Source organism: Dyadobacter diqingensis, from assembly GCF_024220585.1.
GTDB classification, from domain to species: domain Bacteria; phylum Bacteroidota; class Bacteroidia; order Cytophagales; family Spirosomataceae; genus Dyadobacter; species Dyadobacter diqingensis.
Window position 1 is genome coordinate 370,383 of sequence record NZ_JAMXKF010000001.1, and the last position, 20,845, is coordinate 391,227.

At 44.2% G+C, this 20,845-nt stretch carries 17 protein-coding genes; 9 read left to right on the top strand and 8 right to left on the bottom strand.

What is annotated here, in order from left to right:
* Nucleotides 1-5 precede the first annotated feature (5 nt).
* The 8 genes from M1L62_RS01515 to ligA form a co-directional block, all read right to left on the bottom strand.
* A complete protein-coding gene (locus M1L62_RS01515; protein WP_254411234.1) occupies nt 6-644 on the bottom strand; it encodes a ribonuclease H1 domain-containing protein in 639 nt (212 codons plus the stop codon).
* A 10-nt stretch (nt 645-654) separates the two neighbouring features.
* Nucleotides 655-1,890, bottom strand: a complete 1,236-nt coding sequence (pepT, locus tag M1L62_RS01520) for a peptidase T (protein WP_254411235.1) — start codon at nt 1,888-1,890, stop codon at nt 655-657.
* Nucleotides 1,891-1,932: 42 nt separating this feature from the next.
* Nucleotides 1,933-2,400 (bottom strand): pyrophosphohydrolase domain-containing protein, encoded by a 468-nt coding sequence (locus M1L62_RS01525; protein ID WP_254411236.1) that lies wholly within the window; start codon nt 2,398-2,400, stop codon nt 1,933-1,935.
* Nucleotides 2,401-2,492: 92 nt separating this feature from the next.
* Nucleotides 2,493-3,062, bottom strand: coding sequence for a MarC family protein (locus tag M1L62_RS01530; protein ID WP_254411237.1), 570 nt, complete (start codon nt 3,060-3,062; stop codon nt 2,493-2,495).
* Between the two features lie 91 nt (nt 3,063-3,153).
* Nucleotides 3,154-3,855: an NUDIX hydrolase gene (locus M1L62_RS01535; protein ID WP_254411238.1), complete on the bottom strand. Its 702-nt coding sequence runs from the start codon at nt 3,853-3,855 to the stop codon at nt 3,154-3,156.
* A gap of 76 nt (nt 3,856-3,931) precedes the next feature.
* Complete coding sequence (locus M1L62_RS01540) at nt 3,932-4,996, bottom strand: aminotransferase class V-fold PLP-dependent enzyme (RefSeq protein ID WP_254411239.1); 1,065 nt, start codon at nt 4,994-4,996, stop codon at nt 3,932-3,934.
* A gap of 190 nt (nt 4,997-5,186) precedes the next feature.
* The gene (gene dapA / locus M1L62_RS01545) at nt 5,187-6,077 is read right to left on the bottom strand and encodes a 4-hydroxy-tetrahydrodipicolinate synthase (RefSeq protein WP_254411240.1); all 891 of its coding nucleotides are present in this window, start codon (nt 6,075-6,077) and stop codon (nt 5,187-5,189) included.
* 63 nt (nt 6,078-6,140) lie between these two features.
* On the bottom strand, nt 6,141-8,228 hold the full coding sequence (gene ligA / locus M1L62_RS01550) for an NAD-dependent DNA ligase LigA (RefSeq protein ID WP_254411241.1): 2,088 nt from the start codon (nt 8,226-8,228) through the stop codon (nt 6,141-6,143).
* A 155-nt stretch (nt 8,229-8,383) separates the two neighbouring features.
* Here ligA and M1L62_RS01555 point away from each other — a divergent pair, with 155 nt between their 5' ends.
* The 9 genes from M1L62_RS01555 to M1L62_RS01595 all read left to right on the top strand — a co-directional run bounded on the left by M1L62_RS01555 (nt 8,384) and on the right by M1L62_RS01595 (nt 20,844).
* Complete coding sequence (locus M1L62_RS01555; RefSeq protein ID WP_254411242.1) at nt 8,384-8,908, top strand: Uma2 family endonuclease; 525 nt, start codon at nt 8,384-8,386, stop codon at nt 8,906-8,908.
* Between the two features lie 250 nt (nt 8,909-9,158).
* A complete protein-coding gene (gene rpe, locus M1L62_RS01560) occupies nt 9,159-9,806 on the top strand; it encodes a ribulose-phosphate 3-epimerase (RefSeq protein WP_254411243.1) in 648 nt (215 codons plus the stop codon).
* A gap of 83 nt (nt 9,807-9,889) precedes the next feature.
* The gene (locus M1L62_RS01565; protein ID WP_254411244.1) at nt 9,890-11,164 is read left to right on the top strand and encodes an apiosidase-like domain-containing protein; all 1,275 of its coding nucleotides are present in this window, start codon (nt 9,890-9,892) and stop codon (nt 11,162-11,164) included.
* Between the two features lie 177 nt (nt 11,165-11,341).
* A complete protein-coding gene (locus tag M1L62_RS01570) occupies nt 11,342-13,372 on the top strand; it encodes an OmpA family protein (RefSeq protein WP_254411245.1) in 2,031 nt (676 codons plus the stop codon).
* 59 nt (nt 13,373-13,431) lie between these two features.
* Nucleotides 13,432-15,300 carry a glycosyltransferase family 39 protein gene (locus M1L62_RS01575; protein ID WP_254411246.1) on the top strand — a complete coding sequence of 623 codons (1,869 nt, stop codon included), beginning with the start codon at nt 13,432-13,434 and terminating at the stop codon, nt 15,298-15,300.
* Nucleotides 15,301-15,421: 121 nt separating this feature from the next.
* Nucleotides 15,422-16,249 (top strand): transketolase, encoded by an 828-nt coding sequence (locus tag M1L62_RS01580; RefSeq protein ID WP_254411247.1) that lies wholly within the window; start codon nt 15,422-15,424, stop codon nt 16,247-16,249.
* A complete protein-coding gene (locus M1L62_RS01585; protein ID WP_254411248.1) occupies nt 16,242-18,236 on the top strand; it encodes an NAD-dependent epimerase/dehydratase family protein in 1,995 nt (664 codons plus the stop codon). The genes M1L62_RS01580 and M1L62_RS01585 overlap by 8 nt, the downstream gene beginning before the upstream one ends.
* On the top strand, nt 18,233-19,153 hold the full coding sequence (locus tag M1L62_RS01590; protein WP_254411249.1) for a transketolase family protein: 921 nt from the start codon (nt 18,233-18,235) through the stop codon (nt 19,151-19,153). Before M1L62_RS01585 ends, M1L62_RS01590 begins: the two co-directional genes overlap by 4 nt.
* On the top strand, nt 19,150-20,844 hold the full coding sequence (locus tag M1L62_RS01595) for a hypothetical protein (RefSeq protein ID WP_254411250.1): 1,695 nt from the start codon (nt 19,150-19,152) through the stop codon (nt 20,842-20,844). Before M1L62_RS01590 ends, M1L62_RS01595 begins: the two co-directional genes overlap by 4 nt.
* The last annotated feature ends 1 nt before the right edge of the window (nt 20,845 follow it).

Genomic DNA, 20,845 nt, shown 5'->3' on the forward strand with positions numbered 1-20,845 from the left:
GATGTTTATTTTCTTCCAAAGTCGGCAGGATTCTCCCCCCAATATTCCGTTTCCCATTTCAGGATTTTGTTCGGATAGGTATTGGTGGCAAGCCAGCGCTCGGCCCTTTGCAGCATTTCAAAAACGGGTTTATTCCTTGGCGTCAGCTGCAATTTTGTATTGGCGTGCTTCTTTTTAATCCAGCTGATAGCCGTTCTTGAATCTGAATATATCGGAATTTCGCTATTATTTTTTTGTAAATAGGCCAATCCGTGGACGATCGCTAAAAACTCGCCAATATTATTGGTGGCATCTTTAAAAGGTCCCTGAAGAAAAATTCTTTCTCCCGTTTGCAGATAAGTGCCCTGATATTCCATGTCGCCGGAGGCTGTATTCCAGGCCGCATCCACAGCAATACTATTCTTAATGGGCTGACCAATATTGGCCGGTGCAATTTTGGCAATTGCCTTTGCAGCGTTCTCCTTTTTTTGGACATATTCCCAATAATTCCGCTGAATGGCTGTTTCCGCTTCCTGTATTGAATCAAAAGATTTATACCGGGCATCTTCAAAACCCTTGATTTGCGCCTCACATTCTTTCCAGTCGGTAAACACACCTGTTTGTCTACCTTGCCACACTACATAAAATTTCGTCTTTTTTGCCATTAATTCTAAACTAACTTCTTTCTTCCCAAACCTGCGTCAGGCTTACGATAACCTCCACCGCTTTTTCCATATCCTGCACAGAAACCCATTCCAAACGTGAGTGAAATGCATGTTCTCCGGCAAAAATATTCGGACACGGCAACCCCATAAATGACAGCCGGGAACCGTCTGTTCCTCCGCGAATACTTCTGGTAATGGGATTTAAACCGGAACGCTTCATGGCCTCCACGGCATTATCGATAATCTGCGGGTGCAGATTAAGAATCTCTTTCATGTTGCGGTATTGCTGTGTGACTTTAAATTCGCTCTTCGAGTTGGGATATCCGGCCAGAACCTTATCGACGATTTCTTGAAGAAAAGCTTCTTTTTCATGCAAACCCGCTTCGGTAAAATCCCGGATGATAAAATCCAGAACCGCCTTTTCCTGAATTCCTTCCATGTGAACAGGGTGAATAAATCCCTGCTTATCTTCCGTTGTTTCCGGAGAAAGGCTGTCTTTCGGTAAGGCCGCAAGAATATCGCCGGCAATTTTCAGCGCGTTTTCCAGTTTACCAATCGCATATCCGGGGTGCGTGCTTACGCCGTGGATGGTAACCTTTACGCCATCGGCAGAAAACGTTTCATCCTCCATCGTACCCACTGCCTCCCCGTCCACGGTATAACCATAATCAGCCCCGAGTTTCACCAAATCCACTTTTTCTGTACCCCGGCCCACTTCTTCATCCGGCGTAAAAAGTATTTTGATATCCCCATGTTTTATTCTGGAATCCGTCACCAAGATTTCAGCAGCGGCCATAATCTCCGCAACACCGGCTTTGTTATCGGCTCCCAAAAGCGTACTTCCGCTTGCCGTTACAATGTCATGTCCAATCTGGTTTTTCAGATCTGGATGCTCGGAAAGTCTGATTACCTGTGTAGGATCATCAGGTAAAACTATGTCTGTGCCGTTCCATTTCTGATGCACAATTGGCGCTACGTTTGCTCCACTTACATCCGGAGAAGTATCTACATGTGAGCAAAAACAGATCACAGGAATATTTTTCTTATCCGAATTTCCCGGAATCGTTGCATAAACGTAACCATGTTCATCCAGATGCGCATCTTCAATACCTAATTCCTGCAACTCGATCACGAGCTGATTACTCAGGTCCCGCTGTTTTTCCGTACTTGGAAAACTGGTTGATTGTGGATCAGATTGCGTGTCGATCTGAACATAGCTAAGAAATCTGTTGAGTACGGAAGACATTTTACTTCAAATTAAAATGAAACAACGACTGATTTTTATTCGTTACGAGGCGATAATGCCTGAAAGATCCGCAGGTGAATAATTGATATTTTTCAATGTCTTGTCATCAGCCGTGCGGTAAACAAGATACTTGCCGTTGTCTTCTTTGTAATAACATTCCGTGCCCTTGGCATTGTAATGGGCCACAGTTGCCTCGGCTTCTTCGATACTTACACAGGCCTTTGACATATTGGAGCGCTGCACTTCATCAAACAAGGCTCTGAATTTTTCTCCCAAACCAAATTCAAGCACTGCGCCTGAAAGTACATACTGCAAATCACAAAGCGCGTCAGCCACCTCCACAAGATCTTTTTCCAGAATGGCCACTTCCAGTTCTTTTAATTCCTCTGCCAAAAGAGCAACACGCAAACGACTGCGATCCTCGGAAGGAATAGTCGGCGTTTCAAGGATTGGGTGTTTAAAAGTTTTATGAAATTCAGCGACCTGGTTAAGACTATCTAATTGTTGCATTGTATTACAGAAATTTGAGATTTATTATGAATGATCCGTTTCGGTCCGGGAATTCATGGCAATTACGCACTGCAAATACCCCGGCTTTAACGTTACAATATAAGGTTTGTTTTAAAAAGTTTTATAGAAATGGCCAGCAGAATAATCCCGAAAACCTTCCGGAGAATATCAGTCCCGCCTTTGCCAAGTTTGTTTTCAATCCAGTTTGACGACCTGAGCACGAGATAAATAAAAAACAGATTGAGCAGTACGCCCACCAGAATGTTATTGATTTCGTAGGTTGTCCGCAAGGCGAGCAGTGTGGTCATCGTTCCCGCGCCAGCGATGATCGGGAAAGCAATCGGCACGATCGACGCTGCGCTGACGCTTATGTTATCATGCTTGAAAATGCTTACCCCCAAAACCATTTCCAGTCCGAGAAGAAACAAAATGATGGCACCGGCAATGGCAAACGAGGCAACATCCACGCCAAAAAGGCTTAAAAGCCTTTCTCCCAAAAATAAAAAAACGATCATGATTCCCCCTGCGGCGAGCGTCGCTTTTTCAGATTCGATCTTGCCCAGTTTCTTACGAAAATCAACAATGATGGGTATTGAGCCCAATACGTCGATTACTGAAAACAGAATCAGCGTTACGGAAAGTATTTCTTTGAGGTTAAACATTGCGACACCAATTCAAGGATTATGCCGCAAAGTTGAACAAAACCCGTTGCTTACACAACCTTTTATTGTTAAGCTAACGATTTAAATCGTCCTAGGCGTTTCCGTTGGGCAAAAAGTTCAGGAAAGTATTAAACTGCTTTTTGTACTTTTCTTCGTCGATCTTGTAGTAAAAAGCGCCTTTTTTTGAAAAACCTTTCTGCTTTTCTTCCAGTTTTATCAACAGGTGTGTCGACAATAATTTCCGGCTGAAATTTCTTTTGTCCAGCTCAGTGCCAAAAATCGCCTCGTACAGCTTTTGAAGCTGCGGGATGGTGAATTTTTCAGGAAGAAGCTCAAAACCAATAGGATGCTGTGAAGCCTTATAGCGTAAATGCTCAATCGCCATTTGAACCATCGCGCTGTGATCGAAGAGCAGCTGGGGCAGCTCCTGCATGGAAAACCACTGCGCTTCGAAATTTTTGGAAATCTTATTATCGTAATCGTCCACATTAATCAGTGCAAAATAAGCCACTGATACCGTACGTTCCACCGGGTCACGTTTTGGATTTCCGAAAGTATGGAGTTGTTCCAGATAAATATCACTCAGACTCGTCAGCTCAAAAAGAATACGCGTAGAAGCCTCTTCCAGACTTTCGTCCGGCTGCACCCATCCGCCCATCAACGACCAGGTATGATGCTCGTCTTCAATGCCACGTTTTACCAATAATAATTTCAATTCCTGACCGTCGAATCCGAAAATAATGGAATCGAGCGCTACCAGACATTTCGTTTGTGTCTGGTATTGATGCAACATATCTATTAACACAATGAGCTCTCCTGTATGAGTAAACTACTTTTTAACTATAAATACAATTCAATGACATTACTACTCATTCCCGGGAATAGGAATTGTCTTTCAGACATTTTTTAAGCAAATCTATCTCCTGCTGAGTAATGGCCGGAAAATTGGCGATACGGAACGTTGTTTCCTTCCACGCACCATAACCATTGCCAAGCATAATGCCATTTTCTTTCGCTGCCTTTTTTAAGAATGCAACCCGCTCCCTCGTACCTGTAACCGCGATTACCGTATCCGAGCGAACTTCCGGGTTTTCAACCAAAACGGTATAGCCGTTTTCTTCCAGGAAAGTATACCATGCTGAGGCCCGCAACCTGGTTTGATCCGACACTTCTGCTAACGGCGGCACTTGCTCCATTACGCGACCAACCAGATAAATGCCCAACGCATTGGGTGTATAGGGCGTCTGATATTTAAGGAAGTTATCCCGAACGAAAAGAAAGCTATTGTAGTAATCACGATCAGCAATCCGTTCCGCCAGCCTGACTGCCCTTGGCGACGCAATAAAAACACTTAATCCGGCCGGCAGACCAAAACATTTCTGCACGGAAGCATACCACACATCGGCATCTTCCCATGGAAATTCCACACCAGCCATGGACGAAGTCGCGTCAACCGCAATGACCTGTTCCGTTTGTTTTCTCAACTCAGCAAAAACTTCAAACGGCAAGGCAGTTCCGTTTGAAGTTTCATTATGCGTCAGGCATATCACTTCATTTTCCCTATCGGAAATAATATCGGCAATTGCAGGAAGTGCATTGGAGTCAAAAGATAAACCCGACGCAGCAGGTTTCAGTTTCTGGGTATATTCCAGCCATTTTTCACCGAATGCTCCGTTATAAATATGAAGACTTTTGGACGCAACAAGCGACTGGGCGATAATTTCCCAACATTCCGTTGCAGACGAACAAAAATAAACTTCGTAGTCTGCCGGGATGTCAAGCTTGGCCTTCATCAAATCAATCGTCTTTTTGAGCAGCGCCATGAATGGTTCGCTGCGATGATTGACGCTGAGAATCCCACTTTGATAAGCATCAGATAAATATTTTTCTACCTGTGGATAAACTTTTGACGGGCCGGGATAGAAGGTAATCATAAATTTTTATTTTAATCAAACCAAAAAGTTTAAGGATATATCAGCCAATTGCGGCTGAAATAAAACAGGTTCTTTATCAAAGGGAAGGAATTGATTTGCACCGTTTCCACGCAATTGATAAAGAACCCTTTTAACCCGGAACGGGTGACAGAATATTCGCTATTAACCCTCCGAAAAACGTCCGGATATATTAAATAAACCCTTCTCTTTTCATAGCTATTTCCAGCTTTTCACCCAGCTGCGCCGTTGCTTTCAACAATGGTAAACGCACCTCAGAGCTACAAACACCTTTTATTTCAAGGCATTTCTTAATACCAACCGGGTTTGACTCAATATATAACAAGGTATCAAATTCAAGGAAAGCCAGCTGCAATGCCGCGGCTTCTTTGAAATTGCCTTCCAGGGCATGCCATGTCAAATCTGTAAATTCGCGGGGGAAGCCATTGGCAATCACAGAAATAACGCCGTGCCAGCCCACACTTAGCATGGTTGTTACCAAATTATCATCGCCTGAAAGCAACAGAAAATCTTTCGGCGCGTGCGCCGCCAGCTCCATGCTCTGCTCAATACTTCCACCGGCATCTTTAATCCCGATAATATTAGGATGTTCGGCCAGTTTCAGGATTGTATCGGCTTTCATGTTGATAACCGTACGACCAGGAACATTATATAGAAAAACCGGCACTGGTGACGCATCCGCAATCGCTGTGAAATGCGCGATAATTCCTTCCTGTGTTGGTTTATTATAATATGGACAAACGGATAAAATTGCATCAACGCCTTCAAAGTCGGTCTTTCGGATTGTTTCCAGCACTGCTCTGGTGTCATTTCCGCCCAAACCATACATAATTGGCAATTCCTTTATGTTATGCTTCTTTGAAAATGCCAGAATTTCGTCCTTCTCTGTCGATGAAATTGTTGGAGATTCTCCGGTTGTGCCCTGCACGACAAGATAATCCACTCCTCCTTCAGACACGAATTCGATTAACCTTTTTAAACCAGCGTAGTCAATTTCCTGATGCTCATCAAAGGGGGTAATCAGCGCTGCTCCGACTCCTTTGAAACGTTCGTCCAATGGCATTATTTTCTTATATAATTGTTGATTTTAAAACACAAAGTTAGTTACCTGACTCAATTTCCTTCATCATTTTTCAATCATTCCTAAAAATTCTTCTTCTGACAGGATGGTCACGCCCAGTTTTCGGGCCTTTTCAAGCTTGGATGGCCCCATGTTGTCGCCCGCCAGCAGGTAATTTAATTTCCCGGAAACTCCGCTCAGCACACGTCCTCCGTTGGATTCAATCTTGTGTTTAAGGTCATCCCGTTCAAAATTGACAAACACGCCGGAAATGACAAACGTCTTGCCTTCCAGCATGGTACTTTCCATTTCAACAGGTTTGTCATCCGTGGACATTTGCAGACCTGCCTTTTCCAGACGCTCCATCACCTGCTGATTTTCCTCAACTGAAAAATAGGCAATAACACTCTGGGCGATCCGGCCGCCGATTTCGGGAACGGCCACAAGTTCTTCCAGGGTTGCAGCACGAAGTGCGGTAATATTTTTAAAATAAGCCGCAAGTTTTTCAGCAACCGTTGCACCAACGAAACGGATGCCTAACCCAAACAGCACATTTTTGAAAGGTGCGGTCTTCGAAGTTTCCAGCCCTTTTAAAATGTTCTCGACAGTCTTTTCACGGAAACTTATCTTCTTGGTTTTGCCCGTTTCCTCATTAACGATATTTTTTTCAAGTCCAAGCAGCTTTTCATAAGTCAGATCATAAAGATCCGCTGGCGTTCTTAACAGCTGGTTATCAAAAAGCACCTCAATTTTCCCTTCTCCCAAACTGTCGATATTCATCGCTTTCCGGTGAATAAAGTGTTCGATCCGGCCTTTCAACTGAGGCGGACAAGCGCTGTCATTTGGACAATAATAAGCTACTTCTCCTTCATTTCTTGCCAGAAGGGAGCCACATTCCGGACAATTGGTCGGAAACACAATGGGTTCGGTCACAAAAAGCTCTCTCTTTGTAACATCAACACCCGTAATTTTGGGAATGATTTCTCCGCTTTTTTCAACAAAAACAGTGTCGCCAAGTTGCACATTCAGGCGTTCAAGCTCATTGGCGTTATGCAGCGTAGCTCTTTTCACATACGTGCCTGACAAATGCACCCCTTTCACTTTATTGTAAGGGACCATCCGTTCGCTCTCCGCACAAAGATTTGCCACCGGCGTAACGTTTCCGGTTCTACCTACCTGAAAATTAACATATCTTAAAACAGCCGGTTTATTTTCGGCTTTGTATTTAAATGAAATTGCCCAACGCGGACTCTTAGCCGTAAATCCTAACTCGCGCTGCTGCTCAAAGGAATTGATTTTGATCACAATTCCGTCGGTGGCTAGCGGAAGCGTTGCCCGTTTTTCCTCCCACTCATGGATGTAAGCAATCACATCATCGATATTGTCCACCTTTCTCCAACCCGGAGACGTATTGAACCCCCATGATTTGAGTGCAAGCAAACTTTCTTCATGACTGGCAAAGACGGTCTCATCGCTTAAAAATGAGTAAATGTAACAGTCAAGCGCCCGGCGTGCAGTCTCGGCGGAATCCTGTAATTTAAAAGATCCTGAAGCCGCGTTACGCGGATTGGCATATGCATTCACGCCAAGCGCTTCCATATCTTCATTCAGTTTTTGAAACGACTGGAACGGCATAAAACCTTCTCCGCGTATTTCAAAAACAGGCGGAATTTCGGTCGATTTAACCCTTAGCGGAAGCGACTTAATGGTTTTGACGTTATTGGTAATTTCATCCCCCCGCGTTCCGTCTCCACGGGTCACCCCGCGGACCAGGACTCCATTCTCATATGTAAAGCTCAGCGAAATCCCGTCAAACTTTAATTCACAGATATACTCATAAGCTTCTCCATCGAGGCCTTTCCGCACGCGCTCGTCAAAATCCCGAAGTTCCTGCTCGTTATAGGTATTGTCCAGCGACAACATCGGATAACGGTGCGTAACGGTATTGAAATTTTTGGTGATCGTCCCCCCGACTCTTTGCGTAGGCGAATCGCTGCGTTTGAATTCAGGATATTCATTTTCAAGCTTCGCCAGCTCTTTTAATAACTGATCAAAATCAAAATCCGATATTTCAGAAATGCTTTCCTGATAATACTGAAAATTATAGTGGTCAATCTTTTGTATAAGTTCGTTGATGCGTTCTTCCGGGTTCATGGTATGCAATATTGGCGGCTGGAAATTATCTTGATTCTACAATTTTGCGGAATGAGCATGTCTGAATTCTCATTCCGCCACAAATTTACAGAAAGATCGAAAGTTAGCCGCTATGTGTAATTAATTATGTATTTTCGTAAAAAACGCTGACTAAGATGATCCATAAAGAAGAAGCCATACTTCAAGACTGGGATTTGACACAAATCATTAACGGCAAAGAAATTATGTCTCCTAGTCCCAAATCTTCCCACCAGAAAATATCCAAAAAACTTCAACGGATAATGGACGGATATGTGGAAAATGAGAAACTGGGTGAAGTTTTTAACGCACCTTTAGATGTAATTTTTGAAGAAAATATTAATCGCGTCCAACCAGACCTGATTTTTATAAGTCGGGATAATCTGGGAATAGTTAAGGACTGGATCAGAGGTGTTCCTGACTTACTCGTTGAAATCATTTCAAAAAGCTCCTTTCACTTGGACACCATCGAAAAAAGAGAGCTTTATGAACGATATGGTGTCAAAGAGTATTGGATTGTTTGGCCTGAATATGCCGCCATTGAAGTTTATGTCCTGGAAAACAACCGATACAAATTATTTTCCACGGCAACCGATGATCAGGTTATACAATCAAAACTGTTAGACGGATTAGCTTTTTCTGCCGGACAATTGTTCGAGTAATGTCTTCAAAATCACGCATTGAATAGCCTATGCTATCGACACATTTTATCAACATAAAATTGGTTCCGGCGTTGTCGCAAAACGTTGGAATCAGAATATCCGGTCTTGTAGTCGGGTGACTATCTCTCCTGCCAACACTCCTGTTACCGCCGGAATTCTCTGCCCTATTTTTGTCCCGATTCTTCTGAATTTACTTCTTGTACAGAAATTCCTTAAATTCGCCCGGATTTAAACATTATTACTTGTCATAATGGCTGCAGTTGCCCCTTCCATTCTTGCCGCAGACTTTGCAAATCTGCAACGCGACGTTGAAATGCTCAATAATAGTGAAGCTGATTACATTCATGTAGATATCATGGATGGCATGTTTGTTCCCAATATCTCTTTCGGTTTGCCGGTTTGTGAAGCGATCAACCGCCATGCGAAAAAGCCTCTGGACGTCCATCTGATGATTGAACAACCAGACCGTTATCTGGAGAATTTCCGTGATGCCGGCGCCTCTATTCTGACGGTCCATTATGAAGCCTGCACACATCTTCACCGTACCATTCAGCTGATCAAAGAGTTAGGTGTAAAACCGGGTGTTGCCTTAAATCCGCACACACCCGTGGAAGTGCTTTCAGAAATTCTTCCTGATTTATCGCTGGTCTTGATCATGTCGGTTAATCCGGGTTTTGGAGGACAGAAATTTATTGAGAATACTTACCGCAAAATTTACAAACTGAATTACATGCGCGAAGAACTGGGATGTGATTTCAAAATTGAAGTTGACGGCGGTGTGAACAATACCAACGCCAAACTTCTCGTTGAAAACGGTGCAGATATACTGGTAGCAGGCAGTTTTGTGTTCAATTCTGCAAACCCGTTTGAAACCATTGCCGAATTAAGAAAAAACTAAAATTTAACCCTTACCCCGCTCTACATGAATAGTTATCGTTTAAATTTCCGTTTTCGCCGAAGGCATAAACTTTCGTGCGCCTTATGATCGCGCGCCCTTTTTTAGTGATCTGCCTGCTTTTAGCGCTCCACATTTCAGCAAACGCATCAACCCCTCCGTTGCCAGCCATTGACTATATGTATCCCCTGAAAGTTAGTGCAGACGGCAAACATCTATCCGATCAAAATGATGCCCCTTTTCTGGTTGTCGCCGATGTAGCCTGGCAGCTGCTCAGGAAACTCGACTATCCCAACGCAATAGAATACCTGGACACCCGCAAAGCGCAGTCCTTCAACACCATATTGCTGCATGTTTTACCCTCACTACCCACACAAAAGAATTTCCATAAAGTAGCTCCTTTTCAGGCTAATAACGATATTACCAACCCCGACAAAGCCTATTTTGATTACCTTGAAAAGGTGGTTACAGCAGCAAAAGAAAGAGACCTGCTGATAGGTCTGGTTATTTCACGCCAAAGCTGGAACACGCTTTTTGAGTCACAGGGAGAAGAGGCCTGCCGGAGTTATGGTACCTATGTCGGGAAAAGGTTTTCCAAATTCGCCAACATCTTTTGGATTGTCAGCGAAGAAGAAAATCAAAAGGCCTTTGTGTCCAGAACACTTACGGAAAGTCTCAGGGCGACATCGGAAAACAGGATGGTCGCATCACTGTCGACCTGCTCCCCTCCGGATTCGCTTGACCAAAACCGGACTGATCTCAAAGTATTTATTCCTGACTCTACCGTAACGGATTCGGAATATGCCGCGCTGGCAACCTGGCAGAAAACAATCGGCCAGTCTATCAAAAGCCCGTTCCTGATCGCTAATTCCGAGTTTCCGATTAAGGATCAGTCTGCTCTGATCCGCAAACAGGCTTATGAATCTCTACTGAGCTCGGCTGCCGGTTTTTGCCATATGAGCACGATCAAAAACTTTAATCCGACCTGGAAAGGAAATATCAGTCGTGATGGCGGCGAATACATGGTGCGTTTTTCCAAAATCATTCAGGGTATTCCCTGGGATCTGATACAGCCCGACCCGGGCCTTAAACTCGTGCAGGATACGACCCAGACCAGTGAAATCACGGTAGCAACCATATCCAACCACCGAATGGCCATCCTGTATATTCCCACGGCCAGAGAATTCCAGCTTGACCTGAATCAGCTGACCGGATCAGAATTCAGAGCCGTATGGTACAGTCCGCGTACCGGACGCCGATGGACTGGCGGGGAATTCAAACGCGGAGAACCGGCACTGATCATTCCACCTGATAAACAAGCCGATTGGGACTGGATACTGTTAGTCGGAGCCAAAAACTAGACACGTTTTTTGAATTCATTCTAATCAGTATTAAATCTTTGGGATTACCTTTTATTATTACAATATTCACCACACTATTTAACTTTGAAATAATATCATCACTGGTAAAGTAACCGTTTGTTAACCCGAACAAGTTTTGCCTGTGAAAACGAATGACAAAAAGCAAGTGCGCCCCGAATGAGCCTAGTGAGAAGAAAAATTTTTATTTGCAGCAGCCTGATTTTATTGGTTGCAGGAAAAATAATTGCCCAGCCTGTTCTTTGGGCCGATAAAATCCTGGGATATTCCTCTGAATATAGGAACGAAAATGCGGGGCAGGGCTTTCGGTCAAAACAAATTCTGGGAGAACCCAATAAGTTGCCTGACTTTGGCAATAGCCCCTGCGCATGGTCGCCGGCTACACCCGATGGCAGAAACGAAGAATGGATAAAAGTAGGCTTTGAAAAATCAATTGCGCTTAAACAGGTGGCGATCGCGGAAAGCTTCAATCCCGGCTCCGTAACCCGGGTATATGCCTACAACGAAGCAGGAAAAGAATTTTTGCTGTATGATGAAAAAGCAGGACCGCTTTCCACAAAAGGCAGGATGCTTCATATCTTTACCAATCAGGCCAATCTGATCACCAATGCAATAAAAATAATTCTGGATCCCTCAAAAGTTGCCGGATTCAACCAAATTGACGCGATCGGAATTTCTTCCACCTCCGATCCTATTGAGGCCGTGATCAACGTGGCTCCCTTGGCTCTAAAAGAAGAGAAAAAGGAAAATCTTGGCAAAGCAATCAATAGCAAAGGCCAGGAAATCAACCCGATTATTTCTGCTGATGGAAAAACCCTGTATTTTACAAGAGCTGAATTTGAAGGTAATATAGGATCTCCCGGCAAACAGGATGCCTGGGTTTCCACACTCGATAAAAACAACAACTGGACCGACGCTGTCAATCTGGGCGGCCCTGTCAACAATGCCGGAGATAACGCCATCATCGGTGTTTCTGCCGACGGAAAAACCATTTACCTGATCAACGTTTATCTTCCCGGAGGCGGCCTGGTTTACGGTTTGTCAAAATCGTTTTATACAAAAAACGGATGGAGTTTTCCCAAAGAAATCAAAATTCAGAATTTGTACAACGATCATGATTTTTCTGAATTTGCCATATCACCGCACGGCAATGTGCTGATTATGTCTGTTCAGCGGAAAGACACCGAAGGCCGGAAAGATCTGTATGTTTCTTTTATTCAGAAAGATGATACATGGTCAGAACCTAAACATATGGGTCCCGTTTTAAACAGCGCCAGTGATGAGAACTCTCCTTTCCTTGGACTGGATAATAAAACGCTCTATTTCACGTCATCCGGGCGAAGCGGCTACGGCGGCGGTGATGTGTTTTTGTCACGTCGTTTGGACGACACCTGGCTTAACTGGTCAAAACCGGAAAACCTAGGACCTAACATCAACACGGCCAAACACGATTCCTACTTCAATATCCCGGCCTCGGGAGAATTCGGATATTTCAGCTCCGCGGACAACACCATTGGCCGGGAAGATATTTTCCGGATCAGACTTACGCCAGCTATCAAGCCGGATCCTATTGCCACGATTACAGGATCGGTTTTTGAATTTGAGACCACGACACCGGTTAAAGCCGAAATTTCTGCCCGGATTTTAAAAACCGGTGCAATATTCAGCAAAACAACCTACGAAGGCGATGGCGGTGAATTTAAACTCATCCTGCCGCTGAAAGAATCCTATGTGATTACCGCTGACGAAAAAGCATATTTTTCATCCACTGAAGAAGTCGATCTGACGGACGAAAGCGGGTTCAGGACCATTCGCAAAAACCTTTTTTTACAGCCGATCAAACCCGGCCAGCAGATAAGACTGGCCAATAATATGTTCTCGCAAAGCAGCGCAGACATAACCGAAGCGTCCTTTCAGGAACTGGATCGGATTATCGGCGTCATGAACGAATATCCGGAAATGGAAATCCTGCTGGAAGGACACACTGACAATCAGGGAGATACAAAAAAGAACATCAAACTTTCGGAAGACAGGGTTTTGGAAGTGAAAAAATATCTGGTTTTAAAAGGTATCAGTGCTTTCAGGATTCAAACCAAAGCGTGGGGCCCGGCCAAACCGATTGCCAATAACCTCACCGAAGCTAGCCGGCAGAAAAACCGGCGCGTAGAGTTTACCATCCTTAAAATGTAAAAGTGCCTAATCATAGGAAATTTCCTTAATTTCGCGGCTTTAACTTCCCACAATAAAACATGGTGCACACATACAAGAAGGAAACCTTACAATCCTGGTTAACACTTGCGGTCATACTTATCATTGGTATTTCTCTGCGGCTCTACCACCTGGACTCTTACAGTATCTTTTTTGATGAAAAAAGCACCATGGTTGTCAGCCAGGGCATTGTGCTTGAAGGAGCCAACCAAAAGGAGGCGTTTTCAACCAGGAAAGTAACCATTCCCGAGTTCTGGAAAACACCGCCGTTCAGCCTGAAACCTCAGGACGGTCTGATCTTTTCGTTCACCTATCAGGAAACTTTTTACCCACGCACTTTCACACCCGCGGAATTCTGGGCTCCTAAAACTTTGGCCGATTATTATGAGGCAATGACGCGGAGTGATATCGGCAACGGCTCGTTTTACTATCTGCTATTACACTTCTGGATGGACGTTTTCGGTCTTTCCGACTTCTCTGCCAGGCTGTTTTCGGTTGTTTTCAGTGTGCTTATTATCGGGCTTACCTACCTTTTCGGGAAACGTTTTTTCTCAATCAATACCGGGTTGATTGCTTCTGGTATTGTTGCCATCGAGCCGTTTTTTATTGCATACAGCCATCAGGCCAGAAACTATTCACTGACTTTTTTCCTGACATTCCTGGCTACCTATCTGTTTTTACAGATCATCGAAATCAAGTCTGCGAAACGGAAGGATATCTGGCTTTATATCGGTTATATTCTCGCTGCCGGGCTTGGCATATTATCCAATTTCCTGTCTGTGGTGGTGCTTTTGGTTCACGGATTGTACGCCGTTTTCTTCCTGAGATCCATCAGCGGGTGGATCAAAATGGCTTTTTCAGCCGTAGGAGCGTTGTCGGGTGTCACCTGGTGGCTCTTGTATGGTGGCGGTAAATACACATTGTATTCGCTCAATCATCAGGCGGCCGAGTACAAAAGGTTCGCCGAGTCAAGTCCGGGGAATAATCCTTTTGGCGTCTATCCTGCCACGCTTGTCAATGTCTACAATAAGTCGCTTCCAATGTTCACGGATCTGCTGATCTTTACAAACGGGATGAGCGATTCTCTTGTAGGAAAACGCAATGCCATGGTTTCGATACTTGTCGGAATTTTCCTGATCGTCTGGTATCGGTTGAAAGACCGCATTAAGCTGCACGAATTTATCATGCCGCGGGTTCCATACGTGGTGGTGCTACTGAGCGCGTTGATTTACACCAGCAACAAAATCCAGTTTTGCATCTTGTCCGTCGTTATTTTTGCGCTGTCATTTTTATATGATGTACATAAAAACGCCGACAAATTGCAGCGTAAAAGGCTGACAATGCTTTACATGATGGCCCTGGTTCCGACCTTGTTCCTGATTGTGATGGCATTTAAAGGCGGACATACCAGCAGTCTTACCCAACGTTATTCCGGCTTTTCCTTTCCTTACGTAATCATTCTGGTCAGTATATTATTGCAGTACTATTCCAATCTGGCCACCGAATTCAGGATACTGATCTTTTTCTTCCTGGCTATTCAGTTCTATTTTGTAGGCCAGCGCTTGCAGGAGTTTTATGAAGACCGCTCGGTGAAATACGGCTATTTTGCAAAACCACGTGTACCGAACCCTTATTACGAAGCGGCTCAGAAAATAAAAGCCGTTTATCAGCCAGGTGACACGATTTTGTATCCGGCTTTTAAACTTCAGGTTTTATCGGTGATGGACCGGACCTATTTACCTTATTCCATCCAGGATGCCCAGCTTACCAATCTGTACCTGCCAAAAAGTTTAAATTATATTCAGCGTATGGACACAACGCAGGTCGACAGAATATTAATTAAACGTAATATTCAAAAAGATACACTGGAAATCATCAACTTAAAGGGAAAACGATACGGCTCAGAGTAGCAGAAGTGACATCTTTGCGCAAAACCGTCAAATAAGATTTCGTATATTGCGCACTTAATAATACAATTTTGCTTGTTACTTTGTACCCAATTTTACAGCAACATCAACATTCAAATTGGCCATGACCGCAAATGAAGTAATAAATGAACCCAGACAAATCAGCGGTGAATTACGGCTGAAAATACTGGGGCTTTACAATAAGGCTAATGCAGGGCATATCGGCTGTTCATTAAGCTGTATTGACTTGATGATTGCCATTCTATTTTTGAATAAATCAGAAGAAGATACCTTTATTTTGTCCAAAGGACATGCAGCAGCGGCACTTTACGCCTGTCTGAATGTGCTCGGAGAAATTTCTGACGAAGACCTGGCCACGTATTACCTGGATGGCACAACACTGCCTGCCCACCCGGCTCCGGGCCAATACAAAGGAATTCCTTTTGCGACGGGCTCTCTGGGGCACGGTTTACCCATTGCCACGGGTATTGCTCATGCAGCCAAGATCAGCGATGAAGAAAGTTACTCTTTCGCGCTGCTTTCGGACGGTGAAACCAACGAAGGCACAACCTGGGAGGCTGCGCATTATGCCATTCAAAACCAGCTGGATAATCTTTTTATGTTTATTGACAAAAATGGATTGCAGGGTTTTGGAGCAACAGACCAGGTATTGGGCGAAACGGCTTCACCTGAAAAATGGAGAGCCATCGGATTTGAAACAGTGGAGATAGACGGTCACGATATACTCACTATACACCAGACAATTACTGAATTAAAAACCCATAAAAACGGACTTCCAAAAGCCATTATCGCCCATACGGTGAAAGGCAAGGGAGTTTCCTATATGGAAAATAAGCTTGAATGGCACTATCTGCCGATGAATGCTGACCTATATCAGCAGGCCACTCAGGAAGTAACGGAACGCTATCTTAATGAACTTACGAATGCTTGATAATTTACCGCATTACCGCGATAAAATAGAACAACTTAAAGGACCGATTTTTGTATTTGGAGCCAGTGGTTTTATCGGTGCCAATCTTTTCAACGATATCTACAAAATCAGAAAGGATTGTTACGCCCTTACCCACGATGCAACAAAAGCCTGGCGGTTAAAATTATTGAATGTTCCGTTTGAAAATATTATCCACTGCGATATCCTTTCTGACAATTCCGTTCGTGAAGTTTTTGAACGATATAAACCTCAGACGCTTTTTAATCTGGCGGCTTATGGTGCTTACAGCAAGCAAAGCAGTGTAAACCTGACTTACGAAACCAACGTTATCGGGACTGCCAATATCCTGCAAAACTGTTCGAAGGAAACGGTTTATATCCATGCAGGAAGCAGCTCGGAATATGGTTTTAATTGTACCGCGCCAAAGGAAACTGACCGTGTCGAGCCTAACAGCCACTATGCGGTTTCCAAAGTTTCGGCGGCCTATCTGCTGGAATATTACGCGCGGGTTTTTGATCTAAAAACGCTGAATCTTCGTCTGTACTCCATTTATGGTTATTGGGAAGAGCCCGACCGGCTTATTCCAAAACTGGTTGAAAGTGTCAGACAGGGTGCACTTCCTTCGCTGGTTTCTCCGGATATCAGCCGCGATTTTGTTTTTATTGAAGATTGTGTCGAAGCATTTCTGGATGCGGCTTTGAAAATTACAAGCGCCACAGCAGGAAGATCTTATAACATTGCGACGGGCCGTAAAACCACGATTGGTGATCTGGTTGAAACTTCTCGTCAGACTTTTGGCATCAAACAGGAACCCAAATGGGGAAGCATGTCAAACCGGAAGTGGGATCTGGCAGAATGGTTTGGTGATCCGGAAGCTTTTGAAACGGATTTTGGCTGGAAAGCAAAAACGTCGCTGGAAGACGGTTTGTCCAAAACAAAAGCATGGCAGGATCAGCTTCAATATGAAGACACCATCCTTCCGGCCTTCCTAAATCCGAAATTGAATCCGGTAATCACTGCGATTATTGCATGTTATAAAGATGCGCAGGCGATTCCTTTCATGTATGAAAGAATCGTAAAAACCTGCAATGAGCTTAAAGTACGGTATGAAATTATTTTTGTTAACGACAATTCTCCCGACAACCAGGAGGAGGTGATTAACAAAATCTGTGATAAAGACCCGAATGTGGTAGGCATCAGCCATTCCCGGAATTTTGGTTCCCAGTCTGCATTTTTGAGCGGCATGGAAATTGCGACCGGTGACTGTGTGGTGCTTATGGACGGCGATTTGCAGGATCCACCGGAAATTATCCCGGCATTTTATGAAAAATGGATGGAAGGTTATGACGTGGTTTACGGTGTGCGCGTGCAGCGGGAAATGAAGCCACATATCCACTTTTTCTATAAATCGTTTTACAAGATTTTCCAGGGACTGAGTTATATTCCGATCCCGCGCGACGCCGGCGATTTCTCGATGATCGACAGGAAAGTGGTTAAAGAGCTGGTTGATCTGCCTGAAACAGAACAATTCCTTCGCGGGTTACGTGCCTGGGTCGGTTTCAAGCAAACGGGCGTTCCCTATGTGAGACCTGAACGTATGTTTGGCGTATCAACCAATAACTGGACCAAAAACATCTGGTGGGCCAAGAAAGCGATTTTCTCTTTCAGCTTTGCCCCACTGGAATTAATGAGTTATGCCGGATTTACCCTGACAGGATTATCGATCCTTGGGATTATCTGGCAGATTCTTGCGAAATTGTTTTTCTTCCCGGATACGCCGCAGGGCATCAGTACAGTTATTGTATTGATCGTTTTCTTCGGCGGTTTGACCATCCTGGGCATTTCATTTTTGGGAGAATACATTACCAAGATTTTTGAAGAGACTAAAAAACGACCAAAATACATTCGTACGCGCATCAGAAGGGGTACCAAATCCTACAAAACGGCGGACGAAATACGGACCTTGGTTAAACAGTTAAGAAAATGAGAAAAGAATTTTCAGCGGCTTTAGAGCAGCTTGTGACGGAAGACGAGTCCATTATTTTCATTACGGGAGATCTTGGTTATGCTGCCCTGGAAGGTTTGCAGGCCAAGCTTGGTAAAAGATTTATAAACGCCGGTGTGGCCGAACAGAATATGGTCGGTGTCGCTGCGGGTTTTGCACATAAAGGTTATAAGGTTTTTTGTTACAGCATTGCTCCTTTCATCGTTTACCGCTGCCTGGAACAATTCCGTAACGACGTTTGCTTCCACGATCTTCCCGTTTTTATCGTGGGTAATGGCGGCGGTTATGGGTATGGCATCATGGGAAGTTCGCACCATACGCTGGAAGATCTGGCGTGTCTAAGTGGTTTGCAAAACGCCAATGTCTGGGTTCCGGCCTTTTCGGATGAAGTGGAACCAGTCATCAAACAAATTGTAGCTGACGGAAAACCAGCTTATCTGCGCTTAGGTTTTGGAAAAAATACGCCTGAAAACAGTTATGCCTCAGGTTCGTTTAAAGTTGTCCATCAGGGTGAAGATGCCGAGATCACGATCTTCGCTTTGGGGCCTATCTCCAACAATGTATTGTCGGCTATTTCCCAGTCCGGCGAGCTGGCTGCGAAAGTGAACGTGATTAACGCGCTTCATTTCCCGTTAACATTAACCGATGATATTATTCAGCTGATTGAAAAAGCTCCGGCTGTTTTGGTTGCGGAAGAGCATGTCAGCACAGGAGGATTGGCTCAACAGCTTTCCGTTCAGCTCCTCGAAAGAGGTGTTAAGATCAGTTCATTCAAGAGCCTGAAAGCCGAAGGTTATCCAAACAGAAAATACGGTAGCCAGGCTTATCACCAGAAAATTTCAGAACTTGACCCTGTCTCGCTAACGGCGCATATCAATCAATTAATCATTCCTGCATGAGCAAGGGGGTCTTAACACTGTTTGTAAGCCTGATTATCCTGATCCCCATTTTTGTTTATTTCGGGGTGTGGGATTACTATGCGATCAATATACCCAAGTGGGACGACCATGCCTTAAAAGCTTTTATCGTCGAATATGCCCAGGCCGGAACCTGGCAGCAGAAACTGAAAGCGATTTTCAAGCAGCACAACGAACACCGGATCGCGCTTGACCGTGTTTTCACCTGGCTGGATTTTTCCATTTTCGGCACGCTGAATTACAGGCACTTAATGGTTGTTGGAAACCTGCTGCTGCTTGGTGTCATCCCGCTTTGGTATGTGCTCTTAAAGAATAACAAAAAGCCCTTATTCGCGCTCGTTCCGGTTGCCTTCATCTGGCCAACACTGGCCTTTTGGGAAAATATGTATTGGGGAATGGCCTCGATGCAGAATTTCGGAGTCGTTACGCTTGCACTTTGGACTATCTACCTTTGTGTTCAGCCCAAACCACTTTTATTTGCCTTATCTATTTTGGTGGGTGGCCTGACGGTCTCGACCAGCGGGAACGGGCTTTTGATCCTGCCGATCTGCGCTGTTCTGCTTTTCATTTCGGGAGATCGCAAACGGTTGGCAATCTGGTTAACGCTAAGTTTGGCGGCCATCTTTGGCTATTTCTGGACCTATACAAAACCGGAAACAAACCCTGATTCCAAAGCCTCGCTTTTCCAGCTGGCAAAAGGATATATGGCTTTTCTGGGCTCGTTTGCAGAATCCATTCCGTTAAAAGATCATTTTGGTGCCTGTGTTTTCATGGGTGTAATATTGTTTCTGGTTGCCATTTCCATCGCCTCCACGATCCTTTTCAGAATTTCCAGAAAAAAGTACACCGTCAAATTCGAGCGGATAACCGATCTTTTTTGCCTGGGAACCATCATGCTGATTTTAGCAACCGGTCTTATCGTTGTGTACGGACGTGCTGGATTCGGTCTGGAAGGATTGATCACGAGTCGTTTTAAAATTTATTCGGTTTTACTTTTAATGGTGGCGTACCTGTACGTCGTCATTCCTATACGGGGCAGTTTTTTGTCTCCGTACATTACGGCGATCGTTTTTCTTGCAATCACTTTTAATGTGTTTAGCTATCATTACCATTTGGTCGATGCCTATAACCTGCGCAAGATGTTAACGACCAGTCAGTTTAACTGGACTTATACCGATAAGAGCCTGAAAGCACCAGCGGACACGACTTTTGCTTCGCGGATTGTCGAAAAAACACCTGTCTTTTATGAGAAATGGCTGCCATTAATCGCAATCGCTGACAGACAATCGTATGCCGGGAATTCACGTGCGCTGACAGAATTGTATGCGTCAACTAATTTTGATAAGAAACAAAACACTTTGATTGTCAATAATACAACCTATAAAAGCCAGCGCCTTCAGGATAGCGGGATTTATATCCTGTTAAGTTCGGACAAGCACTTTTACGTTTTTCCGACATTACGCAGCCGTAATACGAACAGGAAAGAATTATTTTTAAAACAATACTATTTCGCTCCCGGCTTCCATGCTGAAATCCCGTTTGCTGAACTGGAAAAAGGAGAATATAAGGTGGCGATGATTCGTCAGCAGGGCGATGAAACCGGCATTTTGTTTCAACAGGACAAAATTTCCGTCAATTCATCCAGCCAAAATAAAGTAAAAGTAAACTGGTAAC